Genomic DNA, 20800 nt, shown 5'->3' with positions numbered 1-20800 from the left:
AAAAAAGCCACCCCAATAGGGTGGCGGAAAGGGAAGCTCGAGGGAGCAGATCAGTACACGAAGTAACACAGTACCGCTTGCACAAAGGGTTTCGCTGTAGGACATGTCCTGTTCAGCCGATGGAGGTGATTATCCGCAGCGCTGGCCGGGCAGTGAAATCAACTCTGGCTATGCTATCGATAGGCAAGTGCCGCGTTGCAATGACGCGTGCGACGTGCACTGGGGACGTTCTACGCACCGGGATGGTGCGAAGAATCCGCCTGAGTTATTCAAATCATTGATTTTTAAGTGTTTATGCCGCTGGCACGGGCCTTGCGAAGGTTCTCGCGTCCGGGTGACAAGGAGTACGGCATGATCCGCACTTATTACGATGAAATGTACGATGGGGCAGGGCAGGTGCGTCCTCATTACCGCGAGTTCGCCCGCTGGCTGGCCGACACCCCCACGGAATTGCTGGCCCAGCGTCGGCGCGAAGCCGATTTGCTGTTCCACCGGGCCGGGATCACCTTCACCCTCTATGGGGATGAGCTGGGCACTGAGCGCCTGATTCCCTTCGATACCATTCCGCGCAGTATTCCGGCCAGTGAATGGCGGGTTGTCGAGCGCGGCTGTATCCAACGGGTCAAGGCACTGAACATGTTCCTCGCCGACCTGTACCACGACCAACGCATTATCAAGGCCGGCATTATTCCCGCCGAGCAGGTACTGGCCAATGAGCAGTATCAGTTGGCAATGCAGGGCCTGGACTTGCACCGTGATTTGTATTCCCATATTTCCGGGGTCGACCTCGTGCGCGATGGTGACGGCACCTACTACGTACTGGAAGACAACCTGCGCACGCCCAGTGGCGTCAGCTACATGCTCGAAGATCGCAAGATGATGATGCGCCTGTTCCCGGAACTGTTTGCGGCCCAGCGCATCGCGCCCATCGACCACTACCCCAACCTGTTGCTCGATACCCTCAAAAGCGCCAGCCCCCTGGATAACCCCAGCGTGGTGGTGCTGACCCCGGGGCGCTTCAACAGCGCGTTCTTCGAGCATGCGTTTCTTGCCCGGGAAATGGGCGTGGAACTGGTGGAAGGGGCGGACCTGTTCGTACGCGACGACCGTGTATTCATGCGCACCACCGATGGCCCAAAAGCCGTGGATGTGATTTACCGCCGCCTCGATGATGCCTTCCTCGACCCGTTGGCCTTCAACCCGGACTCCATGCTCGGCGTGCCCGGCCTGCTTGCGGCCTATCGTTGCGCTAATGTGGTGCTGGCCAATGCCATCGGCACGGGAGTGGCGGACGACAAGTCGGTTTACCCGTTCGTCCCTGAAATGATTCGCTTCTACTTGGATGAAGAGCCGATCCTGCAGAACGTTCCGACCTTTCAATGCCGTAATCCCGACGAATTGTCCCACGTACTGGCCCACCTGCCCGAGTTGGTGGTCAAGGAAACCCAGGGCTCCGGCGGCTATGGCATGTTGGTTGGCCCCGCGTCCACGGCGGCGGAAATCGAAGCTTTTCGCGCGCGCATCAAGGCTAAGCCCCACGCCTATATCGCGCAGCCGACCCTGTGTTTATCCACCTGCCCGACCTTCGTCGAAAACGGCATCGCCCCACGGCATATCGACCTGCGCCCGTTCGTGCTGTCCGGCAAGGAAACCCGCGTGGTGCCCGGCGGCCTGACCCGCGTGGCCCTGCGCGAAGGGTCGCTGGTGGTCAACTCGTCCCAGGGCGGCGGCACTAAAGACACCTGGGTGGTCGAGGACTGATGCCATGTTGAGTAGAACTGCCTCGGATTTGTACTGGATGTCGCGCTACCTGGAACGTGCCGAAAACCTCGCACGCATGCTCGACGTCAGCTATTCACTGTCGTTGATGCCCCAGGATGGGCGCGGCGACGGCCTGCACGAACTGGCCATGCCGTTGTTGATCACCGGCACCCTGGAGGATTACCACGAGCGCCACGGCCAATTGCATGCCGAGCGCCTGCTGCACTTTTTCGCACTGGATGCTGCCAACCCGGCCAGTATCTACAGTTGTCTGGGCGCTGCGCGGGCCAGCGCCCATGCAGTACGTGGGCGAATCACCGCTGACATGTGGGAAAACATCAACGCCACCTGGCTGGACATTCGCGATATCGCCCAACAGGGGTTGAGCCGCTACGGCATGAGCCGGTTTTGTGAGTGGGTCAAGGAGCGCTCCCATCTGTTCCGCGGCGCCACCTACGGCACCATCATGCGTAACGATGCCTTCCGCTTTATCCGCCTGGGCATTTTCATAGAGCGCGCCGATAACACCCTGCGCCTGCTGGACGCGCGCTACGAAATGGCCGGCGACCAGGCTGCGGCGGTCAGCGATGGCACGGCTCACGCGTACTACCAATGGAGTGCGTTGCTGCGTGCGTTGTCGTCATTCGAGGCCTACACCGAGATTTATCGTGATGCGCCGGGTTCCAGGCAAGTGGCTGAGCTGCTGCTGTTACGCGCCGATGTCCCGCGTTCACTAAGGGCGTGCAGTGAGGAGATTGCCCAGATCCTCGCCAGCCTGCCCGGTCTCAACGGCCGCCCGGCCCAGCGCCTGGCCGCCGAGATGGACGCTAGCCTGCGCTTTACCACCATCGACGAAATCCTCGAGGAAGGCCTGCATGCCTGGCTGACCGACTTTATCCCCTTGGTCCGCCAATTGGGCGACGCCATTTACAGTTCCTACCTGGAGGCGGCATGAGACTCTCTATCAGCCACGAAACCACCTACCACTACCAAGACCAAGTGCGCGCCAGCATCCAGTACCTGCGGCTCACGCCCCATGACAGTGAACGCCAGCACGTGTTGAGCTGGCAGCTCGACCTGCCACGCCCGGTGCGGGCGCAGGTGGATCCCTTCGGCAATATCCTGCATGTGCTGACCCTGGACGAACCCCACGACGCCATTATCATCGGCGCCCGTGGCCAGGTGGAGATCGACGAGTTGCGCGAGGCCGAACACGAAAGCCAGTCTGCCTGGCCTTTCCTGCGCTGCACGCGCCTGACCGAGCCCGATGAAGCCCTGCGCCGGTTTGCCGAGCAGCATTGCCACCAGCGTCGCGACCGCACGGCGCTCATCGATCTGATGCAGGCCCTCAATCAAGCGATGATCTACACGCCGGGGGCTACTGAAGTCGACACCTGTGCCGCCCAGGCCTTTGCAGGCGCTGCGGGCGTGTGCCAGGACCATACTCATGCCTTCCTGGCTTGCGCGCGTAGCCTGGGGATTCCTGCGCGGTATGTGTCGGGGTATTTGTACACCGAAGACTGCGCCCATCTGGCCAGTCACGCCTGGGCCGAAGCCTGGCTGGATGACGCCTGGTACAGTTTTGACGTGACCAATCAACTGGCCCGGCCAGAGCGGCACTTGAAGCTGGCCGTGGGCCTGGACTACCTCGACGCCTGCCCTGTACGCGGCATGCGCCGAGGGGGTGGGCATGAGCAGATGCATGCCAAGGTATTTGTGGCACCGCAGCAATGACCGATAACTGTAGGAGCGAGCTTGCTCGCGAAAAACGTTAACGATTACTCGGGGAGCCTGATACCCAACGGTGCTCACAGGTTTTTCGCGAGCAAGCTCGCTCCTACAACTTGCGGCCTGCCATATGCCGCAGATAATCCAACAGCAAATCCAACTCATGTTCCGGCAATACACTGGCAGCAAACGCCGGCATCTTTGCCTGTGGCCAGTGCCTAAGGCTTTGCGGGTCACGGATATAACGCTTGAGGAAATCACCGCCAAAATATTCGGTGGGGCTGTAGGGAATATTCAGGTCCGGACCCACTTGGGCATCGCCCGCGCCGTTGAGGCGGTGGCAGGCCAGGCAGTTCTTTTGGAACAACGCAAAGCCCTGCTTGACCGGGTCATCCGCCGTCAGCCTCGGGTCGGGTAACAGCGCAGGGAAACGTTCGGCAACCGTCTGCAATTGCTTGATCCTGGAGACTTGGAACGGCCACTGCTCCGGGCTGATGTGCCCGGCTTCGGGGTGGGTCCACACCAGGTAGAACGGCCCGGCGCTCGGTTTGCCTTGTGCAAGCGCGGGCCATGGACGGGCCGGGTCTTCCACCGCCAACCAGGCGCGGGCGCCGGTTTTTTCCAACAACGGCGCGGCAGACAGTTCTGCGGCGAAACCATCCAGGGCAACCGCTTGCAGGTGGCTCTGAGGTTTAAGGCCGGGCAGGAGTGCCGCCAGGGGCACCGCGCGATAGGTCATGTTGTGCTTGTAGGACACGTCATCGACGATCTGCACCGTCTGCGCTTGCGGGTGTTTGAGCAGATCAGCGGTTTGCCAGGTCTGGCTGGTGTGGTCCAATTCGATGGTCAATTGCGCAGCGGCTACAGGAAAGCTCAGCAGCAGGGCAAGTAAGGCTAGGATCGATTTCAAGGCGGCGGCCCGAGGCTAGGTGGCGGTGGCGCTCACGATACCGGAAATTGACAGGTAAAAAGACAGCCCCCGCTACGGCAGTGCTAAGCGCACTGTTCCGGCAGGTGCTGCCAAAAGCTGCAGGCCTGGTGCTGTATGTGCACGTGTCTGGGGTCGGGGCGTCACCCGAGCACCTTGGTCAGGTTGGGCAGGATCAGAATCAGTGTGGTGGCGAACAGAATAAGTCCTGCCTGACGTACTTTCGAATGTTTGAACATGGCTGACTGCCTATTTTGTTGTTATTCCTGAGCGTCAAATGCGTGCCGGTTAATTTCAGTATCACGAGCTGGCGTTGCACTTTTCTTACAGCTGCTCCAGCAAGACCCGGCAGCAGCGTGTCACAGGTTCAACCTTAGAGCGCCCGCCCTTCTTCGCTTAGATCCATTTCATATCAGCTAATCAGCATTTGCGCTAAAAAAGGCATGAGGCTTAGTGCCATCTTGGCGCCAGCCCTAGGGCTAGACAGCTAAAACGATTAATCAGGCGTTTTGCGTAGCTACCTACCGTTCGTCCGAGCGAGGGGGTCAAAAGCATTGAGCGCATTCGTCATTGAAACCGTGTCAATCGGGCCTAAGGTAGGGGCATACACTCACAGCGGCTCGAGGATGTCATGACCCAAGCTTTGATCTTTGATGCGATACGCACGCCCCGGGGCAAGGGCAAGGCCGACGGTGCCCTGCACAGCGTCAAGCCGGTAAACCTGGTAGCGGGCTTGCTCACTGCGCTGGCGCAACGCAGCGATCTTGATACGCGCCATGTGGATGACATCGTGCTCGGCTGCGTCACTCCCGTGGGCGACCAAGGCGCCGATATCGCCAAGACTGCCGCGCTGGTAGCGGATTGGGACATCAGCGTCGCCGGCGTCCAGGTCAATCGCTTTTGTGCCTCGGGCCTGGAGGCGGTCAACCTGGGCGCGATGAAGGTGCGTTCCGGCTTCGAAGACCTGGTCGTCGTCGGCGGCGTCGAATCTATGTCCCGGGTACCCATGGGCAGCGATGGCGGCGCCTGGGTGCTCGACCCGCAAACCAATATGCACAGCCACTTCACGCCCCAAGGTATCGGCGCCGACCTGATCGCCACCCTGGAAGGCTTCAGCCGCCAGGATGTGGACGCCTTTGCCCTGCAGTCCCAGCAGAAAGCCGCCCGGGCACGGGCAGACGGTTCCTTCAACAAGTCGCTGATCGCAGTGCAGGACCAGAACGGTATCGTGCTGCTGGACCATGACGAGTTTATCCGGGGCGACTCCACCCTTGAGGGCTTGGGCAAGCTCAAGCCCAGCTTCGAAATGATGGGCCAGATGGGGTTCGACGCCACCGCACTGCGGGTCTACAGCCATGTGGAGCGCATCCAGCATGTGCACACCCCGGGCAACAGCTCAGGCATCGTCGACGGCGCCGCATTGATGTTGATCGGCTCCGAGGCCAAAGGTCGCGAACTGGGCCTGCAACCGAGGGCGCGCATTGTTGCCACGGCCGTGACCAGCACCGACCCGACCATTATGCTCACCGGCCCGGCGCCGGCCACTCGCAAGGCCCTGGCCAAGGCCGGCCTGCGGGTTGAAGACATCGACCTGTTCGAAGTCAACGAAGCGTTCGCCTCGGTGGTGCTCAAGTTTATCAAGGACATGGGTATCGACGCCGCCCGGGTCAACGTCAACGGCGGTTCCATCGCCATGGGCCACCCGCTGGGCGCCACCGGTTGCGCGATCCTCGGCACCTTGCTCGATGAGCTGGAGGTGCGTCAGCAACGCTACGGCCTGGCCACGCTCTGTGTCGGCGGCGGCATGGGTATCGCCACCATTATCGAACGCCTCTGAGCCTAAGGAATCTGTCATGACCGATGCCATTCGTTACGAAAAAGGCCAGGACCAGATCGTGGTGCTGACCCTCGACATGCCCGGCCAGAGCGCCAACACCATGAACGCCGCCTACCGCCAAGCCATGGCGGCCACCCTCACGCGCCTGGAAGCGGAAAAGAACGAGATCGCCGGGGTGGTGATTACCTCGGCAAAGAAAACCTTTTTTGCCGGTGGCGACCTCAATGAGCTGATCAAGGTCAATAAAGCCCACGGCAAAGATTTCTACGACAGCGTGCTGGTGTTGAAAGCGCAGTTGCGGCGCCTGGAAACCCTCGGCAAGCCAGTGGTGGCTGCGATCAATGGCGCGGCCTTGGGCGGCGGCTGGGAGATCTGCCTGGCCTGCCATCATCGGGTCGCGCTGGACGACAAAGCCGTTCAGCTCGGCCTGCCGGAAGTCACCCTTGGCCTGCTGCCGGGCGGTGGCGGGGTCGTGCGTATGGTGCGCATGCTGGGCCTGGAAAAAGCCCTGCCGTACTTGCTCGAGGGTAAAAAAGTCCGACCCGCCCAGGCCCTGCAAGCCGGTTTGATTGGCGAGCTGGCGGCGGATCGTGATGAATTGCTGAGCAAGTCACGGGCCTGGATTCTCGCTAATCCTGAGGCCAGGCAACCGTGGGACAACAAGGCGTATCAGATCCCAGGTGGTACACCGTCAAATCCCAAAGTCGCGCAGATGCTCGCCATTGCCCCATCGATTTTGCGCAGCAAAACCAATGGCTGCTTCCCGGCGCCGGAGAAAATCCTCTGCGCGGCCGTTGAAGGCGCCCAGGTGGATTTCGACACCGCACACCTGATCGAAACCCGCTATTTCACCGAACTGGTGACCGGGCAGGTGGCGAAAAACATGATCGGCACCTTCTGGTTCCAGCTCAATGAAATCAACGCCGGCAGCTCGCGGCCCCAGGGTTTTGCCCCTTACGTCACACACAAGGTCGGTGTGCTCGGGGCCGGGATGATGGGCGCCGGCATTGCGTATGTCAGCGCTTGTGCGGGCATCGACGTGGTGCTCAAGGACATCAACCTCGCCGCCGCCGAGAAAGGCAAGGCGCACTCGGCAGCGTTGCTGGACAAGAAGGTCAGCCGTGGGCAATTGACCGCCGAACAGCGGGAAACCACCCTGGCGCGCATTCATCCGACGCAGGATGATGCCGATCTGGCCGGCTGCGACCTGATCATCGAGGCGGTGTTCGAAGACCGCGAGCTCAAGGCCAGGGTCTCGGCCGCCGCACAAAGCGTGGTCGGTGCCGACGCAGTGATCGCCTCCAACACCTCCACCTTGCCGATCAGCGGGCTCGCCACGGCAGTCCCCGATCAAGCCAGGTTTATCGGCCTGCACTTTTTCAGTCCCGTGGACAAGATGCCCCTGGTGGAAATCATCAAGGGTGCCCACACCAGCGACGAAACCCTGGCCCGAGGGTTTGACTTCGTCCTGCAAATCAAGAAAACCCCGATTGTGGTCAACGACAGTCGCGGCTTCTTTACTTCGCGGGTGTTTGGCACGTTCACCAACGAAGGCATCGCCATGCTCGGCGAAGGCGTGGCCGCGCCGATGATCGAAACCGAAGCGCGCAAGGCCGGCATGCCGGTGGGGCCGCTGGCGGTGTCCGATGAAGTCTCCCTCAGCCTGATGAGCCATATCCGACAGCAAACCACCAAGGACCTGCAGGCCGAAGGCAAGGCCATGCCGAACCATCCGGCAACGGCGGTGATCGATCTGTTGGTGAACGAATACAAGCGCACGGGCAAGGCGGCAGGCGCTGGTTTTTACGACTATCCCGCTAGCGGCCAGAAGCACCTGTGGCCTGAGCTCAAAACCCGCTTTGAACAGCCCGGAAAGCAAATCTCACCCCAGGACGTGCGTGACCGCTTGCTGTTTATCCAAGCCATCGAAACCGTACGCTGCGTGGAGGAGGGCGTGTTGATGTCCACGGCGGATGCCAACGTCGGTTCAATCTTCGGCATCGGCTTTGCCGCATGGAGTGGCGGGGCGTTGCAGTTTATCAACCAGTACGGGCTGAACGACTTCATCGCCCGCGCCCGCTACCTGGCCGAGGAGTACGGGGAGCGCTTCTCGCCACCGGCGTTGTTGCTGGAGAAAGCCGCAAAAGGCGCGCTGTTTTAGTCGTCTTACTGTAGGAGCGAGCTTGCTCGCGAAAAACGTCAACGGTAACGCGGGTATCCTAAATAAACGCGTTGCCCGTACGTTCTTCGCGAGCAAGCTCGCTCCTACAGGGAGTGTGGGCGCCCATTGGGGGCTTGCTTTGAGGGTGTATTTCAAGGCAGGCTCTGGGGTGTGCAATATTCCCATCGCCGTGTCAGGTATTTTTTATGTCGCTACGCGTCTGCATCCTGGAAACCGATATCCTGCGTCCAGGCTTGATCGATCAGTACCAAGGTTACGGGCAGATGTTCAAGCGCCTGTTCGCCAAGCAACCGATTGCCGCCGAATTTGTCGTCTACAACGTGGTGCAGGGCGAATACCCACCGGATGACGAAGTGTTTGACGCGTACTTGATCACCGGCAGCAAGGCCGACTCGTTCGGCACTGACCCTTGGATCCAGACCCTCAAGACCTATGTGCTCGAGCGCTACGAGCGCGGTGACAAGCTGTTGGGTATCTGCTTCGGCCATCAACTCCTGGCATTGCTGCTCGGCGGCAAGACTGAGCGCGCGAGCCAGGGCTGGGGCATGGGCATCCATGACTACAAACTGGATGCCAAGGCCCCATGGATGAGCCCCGAGGTGCCGGAGCTGACGCTATTGATCAGTCACCAGGACCAGGTCACGACCTTGCCGGAAAATGCCACGGTCATTGCCTCCAGTGAGTTTTGCCCGATTGCCGCTTATCACATCGGTGACCAGGTGTTGTGCTTCCAGGGGCACCCTGAATTTGTCCAGGACTATTCCCGCGAGTTGTTGGAGATTCTTCAGACAACCCTTGGGGAAAAGGTTTACACCAACGGCGTTGCCAGCCTGGAACGCGACCACCACGGCGCAACCGTGGCGGAGTGGATGATGCGTTTTGTCGCCCACAAGCCGGACGCCAGCTAAAGCCAGCCCGAACGCTTGAAGCTGGCCCATAAACCTGTGCAGCCCAGCGCAATAAACCCGAGCACCGCAAAATAGCCGTAGTGCCACTGCAGCTCGGGCATGTTCTGAAAGTTCATCCCATAAATCCCCGCCACTGCCGTGGGGAAGGCCAGGATCGCCGCCCACGCGGCGAACTTGCGCTGTACTACGCTCTGGCGCGAGGCCTCCAGCAACACACCGATCTCGATGGTCTGGCTGGCGATATCACGCAGGGTGGTGAGGTCTTCCATCTGCCGCGTCACGTGGATCTGCACGTCGCGAAAGTAGGGGCGCATGTTCTTGTCGATAAACGGAAAGCTCAGCTTCTGCAGCTCCTGGCTGATCTCCACCATCGGCGCGACATAGCGCTTGAGCCGCAGCACGTCGCGGCGCAGGCCGTGCAGGTTCTGGATATCGCCCTCGCTCAGCGAGCTGCACAGTACGTTGCGCTCCAGCTCATCAATCTCCGCATGGATCGCCTCGCTCACCGGCTGGTAGTTTTCGGTGACGAAATCCAGCAGTGCATAGAGTACGAAATCTTCCCCATGCTCCAGCAGCAGTGGCCGCGCTTCACAACGTTGGCGCACAAAACCGTAGGACGCCGAATGACCATTGCGTGCGGTGATGATGTAGCCGTTGCCGGCAAAGATATGGGTTTCGATAAACTCCAGTTTGCCGTTCTCGCGCACCGGTGAGTAGGTGACGATAAACAGCGCGTCGCCGAAGGTTTCCAGCTTCGGGCGGCTGTGCTTTTCCATGGCGTCTTCGATGGCCAGTTCGTGCAGGTTGAACTGGCGTTGCAGATTGTTCAGCTCCTGGGCGCTGGGCTCTTCCAGGCCGATCCACACGAAGTGTCCGGGTTTGGCGGCCCAGGCCGCGCCTTCATCGAGGGTGATATCCGAGACTTTCTTTCCGGCGCTGTAGACGGCGGCCGCAACAACTCTACCCATGGTGCTGATCACTTCTTATCAAGAGGACAGATGTTGGGCAGCTTAGCCTGAATGGCGTTCCGTTGTTGCGGGCTGATGTTGCCCTATCCCCCTGTAGGAGCGAGCTTGCTCGCGAAAATCGTCAACGATAACGCAGCGCCCACAGGTGACCCGCGTCGCTTATAGGTTTTTCGCGAGCAAGCTCGCTCCTACAAGTTCACGGTCCATCTGGGCAATGCACTCATCCATCTGTGTCTGGCAGGCCAGCATCAACTGAGGGATATCATCCACTGTCAGGCCAATCGTAGGAATCGGCGGCAATGAACGTATGAGCACATCCCCACTGTCCCAGCGATTGAGCTTCATCTGCTTCGCATAAGTGCTGACACACACCGGCACGATCGGCACGCCGGCCGCAATTGCCATATGGAAAGCGCCTTTTTTGAACGGCAACAACCCTTTGCCCAGGTTGCGCGTGCCTTCAGGGAACACCCAGATCGAGGTATCCTCATGCTGCAACGTATGGGTGGTGGTAAGCATGGCACGCCGCGCCTTGTGTGCATTGCCGCGGTCGATCAACACATTGCCCGCCAGCCAGAACAACTGGCCGAACAGCGGCACCCATTTCAGGCTTTTCTTGGCGATGCATACGGTGCGGTGCGGCACTACATTGCCAAGTACAAACAGGTCATAGTTGGACTGATGGTTGGCGATCACCACACAGGTACCGGACTTGTTGCGCAGCGAGTCGACATCTGTCTTCAACTTCAGGCGCAAAATCCACATGGCCGGTAATGCGTAAAGACGGGCACAGAGGCGGCTGTTGTCCGGATTGAATGGCCGACATACGCCTATAAGCACGCCCAATACCCCGGCGATCATAAAGTGCAGGCCCATCAACAGCATACGTAACAGAAAAAGCATCGAAACGGCCCATCGGGACAAAAGGTGGCGCAGTGTACGGATGTGCACTGTATTCGGCAATTGCCCCTACATATGTAGGAGATAGGCGATGTTTAAGCGCATGTTTCTACGCACGCCAGTAACGGCTGCCCAGAGCGGCTATAGATGTCTCGGGTTTATTTGTAAGAAAAAGCCCGATACTAGATCGGGCTGTGATAAAGCAGGTGTAGGAGTTAACTCAGGTGATGGCCTTGATCCTGGATGATTGCTTCGTCCAGAGCCTCCAGCAGCGCCCGGCGCACTTTTAACTTGGTGTGCTTGTGAGCGTTCATATTGATCTTCTTCAACTGCCGCGCCGCCTCCAGGGCTGCCGCGTGCAATTCTTCCGGTGCCACGACCTTATCGAGGAAGCCTGCTTGCAGTGCGCCTTGCGGATCAAACATCTCGGCATTGATCACTGACCGATGAAATGCCGACTTGCGCAGACGATCCCGCGCCAGCTCGATACCCGCATGGTGCATGGTCATGCCGATTGCCACTTCATTCAGGCCAATGCTGAACGGGCCTTCCACGCCAATGCGATAATCCGCCGACAACAATAAAAACGCGCCCTTGGCCACCGCATGTCCAGAGCACGCCACGATCACCGGGAACGGATGCGCCAACAAACGCCGCGCCAGGGTCGAGCCCGACGTCACCAGGCTGATCGCTTCTTTAGGGCCGGCCGTCATCACCTTCAAATCATAACCACCTGACAAAATCCCCGGCGTGCCCGTGATGATCACCACCGCCCGATCCTTCTCTGCCTGATCCAGCGCAGCATTGAATTCGCTGACCACCGCCGGAGAAATGGCATTGACCTTGCCGTTGCTCAAGGTCAGGGTCGCGATACCGTCTTCGAAATGGTAGGCAATCAACTCACTCATGACGCGGTTCCTTGTAGGGCTTGTTATAGAGAGAATGCAGCAGACGTTACCCACCAAGCCTTCCCGGGTAAAGCGCTGTGACTGACTACCCGGTCAGGCTTTTCCCCTATGCCCAAGGGTAGACGCCCCGCAGTACAGCGCAGCAGTCCCGCTAAACCGGTGCTGGGCCTGCCCAAGAATGGCAGAAACACCGCCGGTTACCGGGCGCGCCACGGCATAACTGTCTAACCGCATGAAAATTCTGAAAAAAACCTTTGCCATCAGAAAGGCTTTCGACTACATTAGCGCGCCTCGACAGACTGAACTGGTTTGACGAGATACGGTGAAGTGTCCGAGTGGCTTAAGGAGCACGCCTGGAAAGTGTGTATACAAGAAATTGTATCGAGAGTTCGAATCTCTCCTTCACCGCCAAATTCGATGTAAACAAAACCCCTGGTTTCGAGAGAAACCAGGGGTTTTGTGATTTATGGGGTTTGAAAAGTCCAGCTTTATCAGGTCACGCGCTTGGCATATCCATTCGCCTTCCTATGACGTCCAGCAAATCGCAGCCGTCGCGCAAAGGGATTGAACAAAGCAACGCAAAATCACTGAGTACAACCGCGTCACTACTGATTTCACTACGTAGAGCAAGGTTCTCAAGGACTTGTGTAACGGCACGAAGTCGATAGGTCGCGGCGTCGAGGAGTATTTCCAATGGCACGGTGGTATCGACAAAAAGGGCAGGTGTGGCGCTGTCGTTGCTGGTAAGTGCTATGTATTGGTTCATGCGTAAAGTCCGTTCGCTTGGAGGGGGAGAAGCCACCTATTTGTCGCCAAACAAAAGGTGGCAACTGTACGCAGGTTGGCGAACCGGCATAAGAACGGACAAAGACCGGCAGACCCGAGGGTCTCCCACGCACAGCTACCATTGAGCAGCTTATTGCGTGCAGGGGCATCCCGCAAATCAGCCGGGAGGCTTTTGCCATCTTATAGTCGAGTCGCCAAACCCGGTCGCCATATGGGCGACCAGAAGACTATAGGCATTGAGGTTTTAAAACGGCAGCCTGTCGCTTCTGAGTAATGTGTAGGACGTTGCCCAAAGCCACCAACCCCTGTGCGATTGAAGGCGCAAATGTAGCTCGAACCTACTCTGGCGACGGGTGGTGTGATCATGACCCGTTGCATTGACTCACAACCGTAGCCGTTTCCTCGAGGCTCCCAGTTGATCCAGGCTCAAGCAGCTGAACAAATCGGGTATCTTTAGCCGACTCAGCCGCCAGTTTTCCTCAGGCTCAGCGCATGATCGATTGTTTAGGGAAGAATGGAATGACTCTCAGGGTGATGGTAGTTGGTGGCTACGGCAATTTCGGCAGTATCGTTTGTCGTCATCTAGTATTGGCGCCGGGTATTGAGGTGGTGATCTCTGGCCGCGACCCACACAAGCTGCAGCGCAAGTTGGATGAGCTGAAAAACCAATCGGGCACCCTCTGCGAAGGCTGGTGCGGCGATGCCATGGGAGCCGGGTTCGCCTCCGTTTTGCGTTCGATGAACATCAAGTGGGTGATCCACACCGGCGGCCCGTTCCAGGGGCAGTCCTATGCTGTCGCCCAGAGTTGCATCGACGCTGGAGTGAACTACTGCGACTTGTCCGACTGCCGCACCTTCGTCAACGGCGTGAGCGTGCTGGATGCACAAGCACGGCAGGCAGGCGTGGCGATCCTTAGCGGGTGCAGCTCCGTGCCGACGCTGTCGTCCGCCATCATCGATCAGTATCGCTATCGCTTCACCCGTATCGACTCGATCGAGCACGGTATTTCCTCCTCGGCCAAGATGCCGGGCCTGTCCACCGTCGAAGGTGTGCTGGCTTACGCGGGCAAACCAATCAAGCAGCTCAGGCATGGCCAGGTGCATGAAGTGCTGGGCTGGCAGGACCTGGCGCTGCGCAAAATGCCTGAGCTTGGCACGCGGGTGTTGGCGAATGTGGATGTGCCCGATATGGACATCTTTGCTGGCCGCTATGGTGCCCACACCCTGAGCTTCAAGGCTGGTGCGGGGCTCAAGCTTGGCGGTGTCGCCAACTATCTGCTGGCCCAGGCGCTGCGGTGGGGCGTCGTGCGTGACCATCTTGCCTGGGCTGCGCGGCTTCATCGGCTGGGTACTTGGTTCGAGCGCTTTGGCGATGGCAAAAGCGCGATGTACATCGACGTGAAAGGCCTCGGTGCAGAAGGGCAACCGCTGTCCCTGGCGGTGCAACTGACGGCGCTGAATGATAAAGGCCCGGAAATCCCCAGCTGCGCCGCCGTTGCTCTGGCCCTCAAAGTCGCCCAAGGCTATGTGCCTGAACCCGGTGCGCGGCCGTGCGTTGGCGAAATCACCGTCGACGAATACATGGCCGCCATCAACGACCCGGCGAACCTTAGCCTGGCCGTGCATTTCTCTGACGGGCAGGGCTGACCATGCTCTATCTGAGCCTGAAATACATCCACATCATCGCGGCGATTTTCCTGTTTGGCTTCGGCATGGGCTCGTATCTGTATCTGATCGCCGCGAGCCGTACGGCCAACCCGCAAGTGATTGCCCATGTGGCGCGGATGGTGGTGCAGTTCGATACCTGGATCACTACGCCGGCGGGCGTCATTCAGATCATTACCGGCTTTGTGTTGATCAAGCTTGCCGGACTTGGGTTGACCACCGAATGGGTGCTGACTTCGCTGATCATCTTCCTGTGTGTGGGGGCTCTTTGGCTGCCGGTGCTGGTGCTGCAGAAGCGTTTGCAGCAGATGGCGCTCAGTGCGGTTGAGACGGGCAGGGCGCTTGGTGATGGATACCGCGGCGTCTATAGGCAATGGTTCTGGATGGGCGTTTTGGGTTTCTCTGGGATGTTTGTGATCGTGCTGATCATGGTTACGAAGATGACGCCATGGCAGTTGATTGGGCTGTTGCTGTATGGCTGACATCAGCGCTGGCCGTGCACTTGAGGCACTCGGGCTGAAATAAGTGCCGTTCAGGGCTTGGTATTGGCGAACAACTGCACCTGCTCGATCCCGTGCGCCTGGATCATTGCCCGCTCACCCTGGCTTAGCCACAGCAGCTTCGGCACCAGCCCATGATAGGCAAACATGAAAGCCAGGCCGCCCCGGGCGATCCAGTTGATGCGCAACAGGGGATTCATGGCTGATCCTTTAAAAAGCGCTGTTCATGATCCGCGTTCGGCAACAGGCAGGTATCGTATTTCCCGAACAGCCAATAGCGATTGCGCGCGACGCGGTCGTAAGCCCAATCCCGAAGAAAGCGCGGGATGCCGCGCAGGAGCAGCACTGGGCACCAGCGGGCAGGCAGTTGCGCAATGATTTGCAACACCGCCTCCGAGCGCTCCCAACAGTGCCGATCGCGGATCACTGCGAGGGTTGTCGAACTGCTCCAGTGGCAACCCCGCCCACGCCAGCAGCGCCTGGCCCTCGGGTGACTGCACGGCGGCTAATCGCAAGCACCGTTGGTGGTCGTGGCGGATCAGAAACCTTGCCCAACCGCTACACAGCTTGCACACCCCGTCGAACAACACCACGGTTTCACCGGGCTTGAGGAATGGCGCGGGGGGAGGGCGGGGGTCGGAGGCAGGCATGTGTATGGGTCCAGTCGGGCCGGGTTAGTCTGATCATACCTGCCTTCGCCCACACTGTGCTGTTTGGGGTTAGCTACCCCAATGGGCTTCAGGGGGCGCGCCGATGATTCGAAGGCAGATCTGTCACCGCTTCAAGGCGACTCTTCGGTACTCAGAAACGGTCCGACTGAGCCAAATGGGTAACTGTTCATGCCAATACGCAAAGGCGTTATCGGGCTAGCTGCAGCGCCGATCAGCAGGACGTTGTCGATAACAATGGTCTCTCCCGGTGCCCGATTATCTGCGGCGACGATGAGGTAATAAGTACCGCTGTTTTTCACTGTACCGGTCAAGGCTTGGTTGATGACTCCGACTATGCCGGTCGCCTTGCCAAAGCCTTCGCCTTGCACATTACCCTGGGCATCCATGAGGATTAAATACGGGTTCAAAGCGTATTTGCTGAATCCTAAGCAGGCGTTGACGCACCAAGAGTTAACGTTGATATGGAAGACTTTATCTTTAACCAGGGTAGTGCTGAACACTCGATAATTAGAGGGCGTTCCATTGATCAGGATACGAGGTTCTGCGGCGGTAATTTTCCATTGAGGTGGTCGCCAACCGGGGTCGACAGGCATGGGTACTGCCTGCGAAATATGCAGGGCTTCCACCGGTGTGAGAGCCAAAGGCGTCTGGCTGTTTTTGACTTGGTCTATAAACAGCGTTGCTGGACTGCTTGAACACGCCGTTATAAAAAAACTGAAGAGTGATACAAACAATATTCGCATGACTGCTTCCTTTAATCGGCTGCTCTCGACGTAGCACATCCGCTTATCACTGGCGCTAAAAAGCCGCTGTCTCATACCGAGATCAAGCGGCTTTTTCATACTTATTGCGCGGTTTTCAACTTGATCACATCACCGGAAATCTTGGTGGTGTAGCCGTTCAGTACCCAGGCCCAGAACCACTTTTCCTGCACTTGGGTGTTGATCAGCGCATCGCCGCCCTTGGCTTTGATGGCTGCATCCTGGGCGCGTACGAAACGGTTGTTCTGGCCGATCGGGATAACGCCCAGCAGCATGATGCCGGTGGCGCTGGCTTCGCTGTGGCCGAGGACGGTGTATTGGCTGGCGTCGTATTGCTGGGTTTTCATGGCGGTGCCGGTGCAACCTGCCAGGGTGAAACCGAGAACGGCTGCTGCAACTACTTTACTGACGTATTTCACTTGTAACTCCATGGACTCAATCTCGAGACTCAATTCTCGAGGGGCGACACTCTAAGCGCTCAGCAGGCAGATTGAAATCAATCGGCCAAGGTTTCATGTGTAGGTGGCGACTGTCAGGCCGCCATCGGGAGCAAGTTCCCTCCCACATTTGCCCGCGTTGGGTCAGAGATGCAGCGATGCCAGGCTGCCCAGCACCACAGCCACTGCGCCGGCCGTATACGACATGCGTTTGAGCCACTCCTTACGGGTGAGCAAGGTGATCGCCGCCAACGAAATCGCGATCTGAATCGCTGTCATCGCCTGGGCCCAGCGATGGTGCTGGTGCAGTGCCTGCTCGGATTTCTGATCCCATTGCCGTGAGGTAGCCTCCAGCTTCTCGGCTTGCTTGCGCACGTCTTCCTTCTGCTTTTTGTAGCGCTCGATCTCATCCGTGTAGTGCGCCGCATCCACGCCGGGAATATGGGTGGCCAGCTCCGCCAGGTTCTGGCGGCTGGATTTGGCTTGGTAGTAGTTCCATTGGTTGGCGGCTTCGGTCTTGATGATGGCGGCGTTGTTCTTGTCCATCGCAGCTGTGCTTTCGCTGGAGCCCGCCTGGTAGCTGAGCATGGCGCCGACGGTGGCCATGATGGCGGTCATCACGGCGATGCGGCTGGCGAAGGTGTCGCCGCGACCGTGGGCATGTTCGGTGGTGTGTTCTAGGTGTTTTTCGTGGGGGCTGGGGACTTCGAAGGCTTCGGACATGGCGGCGTCTGCGAACGGATTGAGGAGGGCTGATTCTTCACCAGCGCAGCTGTCTCAAGCCTGTACGTAACGTCGGATAACCCGCCCGTACACCGCCAGGTTAACCAACACCACCACGGCTCCCAGCGCCAGCTGAATATTCGCGGTCAGGCCAGCCGGGTAGATCAGCGTCAGTATGTAGTGTTCGATAAACCCGCCGCCATAACCGTCTTGCCCGGCCAGGTGGCGCAACAGGTTTTCCCAACGCGTGAGCGGGCAGGGCAGGTGCAGCACTTCCACCGCGATGCCCCAGGCAACGGCGGGCAGGTGCAGCCACATTACCCGGGGCCACTTCAGGGTGAGCAGGCCGCCGAACAGCACGAACAGGATAAAGCTCAGGTGAAACAGCACGAGGCCGTCGGCGGCTAGTCGGTAGAACATTGTGGGTACTTCGAAAGGAGGGGTGGACTGTTTAAAGGGTTGCTCGCTGGCAAGCGTGGCCGTTATTGTGCTGAATCCTTTTAGTCTTACCCCAGGGTTTTGTTGTGATGAATGCACCGCGTACAGCAGTCGGTCCAATCAAGGCCGTAATTTTCGATATGGATGGGTTGTTGCTGGATACCGAAGGCATCTACACCGAAGTCACGCAGATCATTGCCGAGCGCTACGGCCGTACCTATGACTGGGGGATCAAGCAGCACATCATTGGGCGTGGTGCCCAGGACCTGGCCGATTACGTGGTCAAGGCGCTGGACTTGCCGATCACACCCGCCGAGTTTCTGGAAATACGCGAACCGCTGATGAGCGAGCGCTTTCCCAAAGCCCTGGGCATGCCCGGCGCCGAGGCGTTGGTGCGGCACTTGAAGGCGCACAATATTCCGATTGCCGTGGGCACCAGTTCATCGCGTAATTCGTTTGGCCACAAGACCACCCTGCACCGTGAATGGTTTGGCCTGTTCGACACTATCGTTACTGCGGACGATCCGGAGGTGGGCGCTGCGAAGCCTGCGCCGGATATCTTCCTGACTGCCGCGCGCCGTCTGGGTGTGGCGCCAGAGGATTGTCTGGTGTTCGAAGACTCGCCGTTCGGCGTGACCGCCGCGAAGGCCGCCCATATGACTGCCATTGCTGTGCCCGATGAGGCGATGGCGGACAGCAAGTACCAGCATGCTGACCAGATCATCCGCAAGCTCGCGGATTTCGATTTGGCGGCCTATGGCTTGCCACCCATGGCCTGATTCAACATAGGGCAAAATGTGGGAGGGGGCTTGCTCCCGATGGCAGTGTGTCAGTCAGCTGATCTGTATCTGACCCACCGCTATCGGGAGCAAGCCCCCTCCCACATTGGGTTATGTGCTGAAGCCACCATCGATGGTCAGGCTGGCACCGGTGATGTACCCGGCTTCCGGCCCTGCCAGATAGGCCACAAAACTGGCAATCTCCTCCACATGCCCATACCGACCTACCGCCATCAACCCGATCAGGCTTTCGGCAAAATCACTGTTCGCCGGGTTCATGTCGGTGTCCACCGGCCCAGGCTGCACGTTGTTGATGGTGATGCCCCGTGGCCCCAGGTCCCGCGCCAATCCCTTGGTCAACCCCACCAGCGCCGCCTTGCTCATGGCGTAGGGCCCGCCACCGCCAAAGGGCATGCGTTCGGCGTTGGTGCTGCCGATATTGATCACCCGGCCACCTTCGCCCATATGCTTGGCCGCTTCCTGGGTGGCGATAAATACGCTGCGCACATTGATCGCCAAGGTCTGGTCGAAGTCTTCCAGCTTGAATTCTTCCAGCGGCGCGATGGCCAGCACGCCAGCGTTATTCACCAGGATATCCAGGCGTCCAAACGCCTCGACCGTGGCGTTGACCGCAGCGCGAATCGCCGTGGCATCGGCGCTGTCGGCGTGAATCGCCAGAGCCTGACCCCCTGCGCTGATCACCTCGTTCTGCAGTGTTTCAGCCTTGGCGGCCGAGCTGACGTAGGTAAAGGCAACCGCTGCCCCCTGGGCGGCGAGGCGCTTGACAATGGCGGCGCCGATGCCGCGGGAACCGCCTTGGATCAGGGCGACTTTGCCGACGAGGTTTTGTGTGGTCATGTCGATCTCCGAGTAGTTGATGGGCCGAGTATCGACCTCACCCATCCAAGCCGGTAGACCGCGATTGCTATAGTCTGTGTAAACCAAAAGTTTAGAGTGGGGCGATATGGAGAGCTTTGGCAGTATCGAATGCTTTGTACGCAGCGCCGAGGGCGGCAGTTTTGCCGAGGCCGCCCGGCACCTGAGCCTGACCCCGGCAGCGGTGGGTAAAAGCGTTGCCAAACTGGAAGCGCGCCTGGGCGTGCGGTTGTTCCAACGCAGTACCCGACGTCTCGCCCTGACCGAAGCCGGCAAGCTGTTCCTGGACGAGGTCAGCTCCAGCCTCACCACCATCCAGAATGCCGTAGCCAACCTGGCCAGCGCCGAAGGGCGGCCGGTGGGCACGCTCAAGGTCAGTATGGGCACGGTAGTCGGCTGCTTGTATATCGTGCCGCTGCTGGGTGAATTCCTGAAACGTTATCCCGATATCATTCCGGACTGGCATTTCGACAATCGCCAGGTCGACCTGATTGGCCAAGGCTTCGACGCGGCACTTGGCGGCGGGTTCGAGCTTCCCCTGGGCGTGGTGGCGCGCAAACTGGCGCCAGCGCATCGGGTGTTGGTGGCATCCCCCGATTACCTGGCAGCACGGCCGGCGGTGTTACAGCCCGAGGACTTGGAGCGCTGCGACGGCATCCTGATTCGCTCACCGCAAACCGGTCGTGTGCGCTCCTGGCAACTGACTCATCGCAATGGCGAGCTCGGCCCGTTGAACCTCAAGCCGCGCATGACCATGAGCGACTCCCAAGCCGCCTGCATCGCCGCCCACCAGGGACTGGGCGTTGCACTGGTGAGCATGCCGTTTGCCGTACCCTGGCTGACAAGTGGCAAGTTGCTGCGGGTGTTGCCGGATTGGTATGTGAACGACGGCAATATTTCCATCTACTACGCCGAACACAAACTGTTGCCCGGCAAGACCCGGGCGTTTGTGGATTTCATCATTGAGCAGTTTGTCGAGCAGCAGTTAGGCCAAAGATTCAGTGCCATCTAACACCTTGTAGTGATCAAAATGTGGGAGGGGGC

General features: G+C 59.1%; 21 protein-coding genes, 1 tRNA gene and 1 pseudogene. 11 read left to right on the top strand and 12 right to left on the bottom strand.

The window, feature by feature from the left end; genetic code table 11:
- Positions 1–351: 351 nt before the first annotated feature.
- From KVH01_RS22570 to KVH01_RS22560, 3 genes are read left to right on the top strand one after another with little or no spacing between them, the layout of a single operon-like run.
- Positions 352–1761 carry a circularly permuted type 2 ATP-grasp protein gene (locus tag KVH01_RS22570; RefSeq protein ID WP_217882974.1) on the top strand — a complete coding sequence of 470 codons (1410 nt, stop codon included), beginning with the start codon at positions 352–354 and terminating at the stop codon, positions 1759–1761.
- 4 nt (positions 1762–1765) lie between these two features.
- Positions 1766–2716, top strand: coding sequence for an alpha-E domain-containing protein (locus KVH01_RS22565; protein WP_043047173.1), 951 nt, complete (start codon positions 1766–1768; stop codon positions 2714–2716).
- Positions 2713–3495 carry a transglutaminase family protein gene (locus KVH01_RS22560; RefSeq protein ID WP_217882973.1) on the top strand — a complete coding sequence of 261 codons (783 nt, stop codon included), beginning with the start codon at positions 2713–2715 and terminating at the stop codon, positions 3493–3495. The genes KVH01_RS22565 and KVH01_RS22560 overlap by 4 nt, the downstream gene beginning before the upstream one ends.
- A 103-nt stretch (positions 3496–3598) precedes the next feature.
- On the opposite strand, the gene KVH01_RS22555 is transcribed toward KVH01_RS22560, so the two are convergent.
- Positions 3599–4399, bottom strand: coding sequence for a c-type cytochrome (locus KVH01_RS22555; protein WP_217882972.1), 801 nt, complete (start codon positions 4397–4399; stop codon positions 3599–3601).
- A 649-nt stretch (positions 4400–5048) separates the two neighbouring features.
- Between KVH01_RS22555 and KVH01_RS22550 the strand changes: the two genes are divergently transcribed.
- From KVH01_RS22550 to KVH01_RS22540, 3 genes are all read left to right on the top strand, one after another.
- Positions 5049–6254, top strand: a complete 1206-nt coding sequence (locus tag KVH01_RS22550) for an acetyl-CoA C-acetyltransferase (RefSeq protein WP_217882971.1) — start codon at positions 5049–5051, stop codon at positions 6252–6254.
- A 16-nt stretch (positions 6255–6270) separates the two neighbouring features.
- Entirely contained in the window at positions 6271–8415 is a 2145-nt protein-coding gene (locus tag KVH01_RS22545; RefSeq protein ID WP_217882970.1) for a 3-hydroxyacyl-CoA dehydrogenase NAD-binding domain-containing protein, read from the top strand.
- 206 nt (positions 8416–8621) lie between these two features.
- Positions 8622–9344, top strand: coding sequence for an amidotransferase (locus KVH01_RS22540; RefSeq protein WP_217882969.1), 723 nt, complete (start codon positions 8622–8624; stop codon positions 9342–9344).
- Here KVH01_RS22540 and KVH01_RS22535 read toward each other — a convergent pair.
- From KVH01_RS22535 to KVH01_RS22525, 3 genes are all read right to left on the bottom strand, one after another.
- Complete coding sequence (locus tag KVH01_RS22535; RefSeq protein ID WP_043047199.1) at positions 9341–10312, bottom strand: magnesium and cobalt transport protein CorA; 972 nt, start codon at positions 10310–10312, stop codon at positions 9341–9343. The two genes, KVH01_RS22540 and KVH01_RS22535, sit on opposite strands and share 4 nt — an antisense overlap.
- Before the next feature lie 159 nt (positions 10313–10471).
- Entirely contained in the window at positions 10472–11215 is a 744-nt protein-coding gene (locus KVH01_RS22530; protein WP_217882968.1) for a 1-acylglycerol-3-phosphate O-acyltransferase, read from the bottom strand.
- A 212-nt stretch (positions 11216–11427) separates the two neighbouring features.
- Complete coding sequence (locus tag KVH01_RS22525; protein WP_217882967.1) at positions 11428–12120, bottom strand: crotonase/enoyl-CoA hydratase family protein; 693 nt, start codon at positions 12118–12120, stop codon at positions 11428–11430.
- Between the two features lie 321 nt (positions 12121–12441).
- Here KVH01_RS22525 and KVH01_RS22520 point away from each other — a divergent pair.
- Positions 12442–12531: transfer RNA gene (locus KVH01_RS22520), tRNA-Ser, on the top strand.
- An 85-nt stretch (positions 12532–12616) separates the two neighbouring features.
- On the opposite strand, the gene KVH01_RS22515 is transcribed toward KVH01_RS22520, so the two are convergent.
- Positions 12617–12886: a short-chain dehydrogenase gene (locus KVH01_RS22515; RefSeq protein WP_217882966.1), complete on the bottom strand. Its 270-nt coding sequence runs from the start codon at positions 12884–12886 to the stop codon at positions 12617–12619.
- Between the two features lie 539 nt (positions 12887–13425).
- On the opposite strand from KVH01_RS22515, the gene KVH01_RS22510 reads away from it, so the two are divergent.
- The gene (locus KVH01_RS22510) at positions 13426–14553 is read left to right on the top strand and encodes a saccharopine dehydrogenase NADP-binding domain-containing protein (protein ID WP_217882965.1); all 1128 of its coding nucleotides are present in this window, start codon (positions 13426–13428) and stop codon (positions 14551–14553) included.
- A 2-nt stretch (positions 14554–14555) separates the two neighbouring features.
- Complete coding sequence (locus KVH01_RS22505) at positions 14556–15053, top strand: DUF2269 family protein (protein WP_003193355.1); 498 nt, start codon at positions 14556–14558, stop codon at positions 15051–15053.
- Positions 15054–15103: 50 nt separating this feature from the next.
- On the opposite strand, the gene KVH01_RS22500 is transcribed toward KVH01_RS22505, so the two are convergent.
- The 6 genes and pseudogenes from KVH01_RS22500 to KVH01_RS22475 form a co-directional block, all read right to left on the bottom strand.
- The gene (locus KVH01_RS22500) at positions 15104–15271 is read right to left on the bottom strand and encodes a hypothetical protein (RefSeq protein WP_404822085.1); all 168 of its coding nucleotides are present in this window, start codon (positions 15269–15271) and stop codon (positions 15104–15106) included.
- Positions 15268–15721 (bottom strand): annotated as a pseudogene (locus KVH01_RS22495) (thiol-disulfide oxidoreductase DCC family protein). The gene KVH01_RS22500 and the pseudogene KVH01_RS22495 overlap by 4 nt, the downstream one beginning before the upstream one ends.
- A gap of 131 nt (positions 15722–15852) precedes the next feature.
- Positions 15853–16584, bottom strand: coding sequence for a hypothetical protein (locus KVH01_RS22490; RefSeq protein WP_225924324.1), 732 nt, complete (start codon positions 16582–16584; stop codon positions 15853–15855).
- Positions 16585–16586: 2 nt separating this feature from the next.
- Complete coding sequence (locus KVH01_RS22485) at positions 16587–16922, bottom strand: hypothetical protein (protein WP_003193349.1); 336 nt, start codon at positions 16920–16922, stop codon at positions 16587–16589.
- 162 nt (positions 16923–17084) lie between these two features.
- Positions 17085–17663 carry a DUF4337 domain-containing protein gene (locus KVH01_RS22480; protein ID WP_124379015.1) on the bottom strand — a complete coding sequence of 193 codons (579 nt, stop codon included), beginning with the start codon at positions 17661–17663 and terminating at the stop codon, positions 17085–17087.
- 54 nt (positions 17664–17717) lie between these two features.
- Positions 17718–18083: a DUF2784 domain-containing protein gene (locus KVH01_RS22475; RefSeq protein ID WP_217882964.1), complete on the bottom strand. Its 366-nt coding sequence runs from the start codon at positions 18081–18083 to the stop codon at positions 17718–17720.
- Between the two features lie 107 nt (positions 18084–18190).
- On the opposite strand from KVH01_RS22475, the gene KVH01_RS22470 reads away from it, so the two are divergent.
- The gene (locus tag KVH01_RS22470; protein ID WP_043047105.1) at positions 18191–18880 is read left to right on the top strand and encodes an HAD-IA family hydrolase; all 690 of its coding nucleotides are present in this window, start codon (positions 18191–18193) and stop codon (positions 18878–18880) included.
- Between the two features lie 111 nt (positions 18881–18991).
- On the opposite strand, the gene KVH01_RS22465 is transcribed toward KVH01_RS22470, so the two are convergent.
- A complete protein-coding gene (locus KVH01_RS22465; RefSeq protein WP_217882963.1) occupies positions 18992–19738 on the bottom strand; it encodes a 3-oxoacyl-ACP reductase family protein in 747 nt (248 codons plus the stop codon).
- A 106-nt stretch (positions 19739–19844) separates the two neighbouring features.
- Between KVH01_RS22465 and KVH01_RS22460 the strand changes: the two genes are divergently transcribed.
- Entirely contained in the window at positions 19845–20768 is a 924-nt protein-coding gene (locus KVH01_RS22460) for a LysR family transcriptional regulator (protein ID WP_217882962.1), read from the top strand.
- Positions 20769–20800: the final 32 nt, after the last annotated feature.

It is taken from the genome of Pseudomonas khavaziana (assembly GCF_019145205.1).
GTDB lineage: Bacteria > Pseudomonadota > Gammaproteobacteria > Pseudomonadales > Pseudomonadaceae > Aquipseudomonas > Aquipseudomonas khavaziana.
Note: the sequence above shows the minus strand (reverse complement) of the source record. Positions and strands in the feature narration are given on the sequence as shown.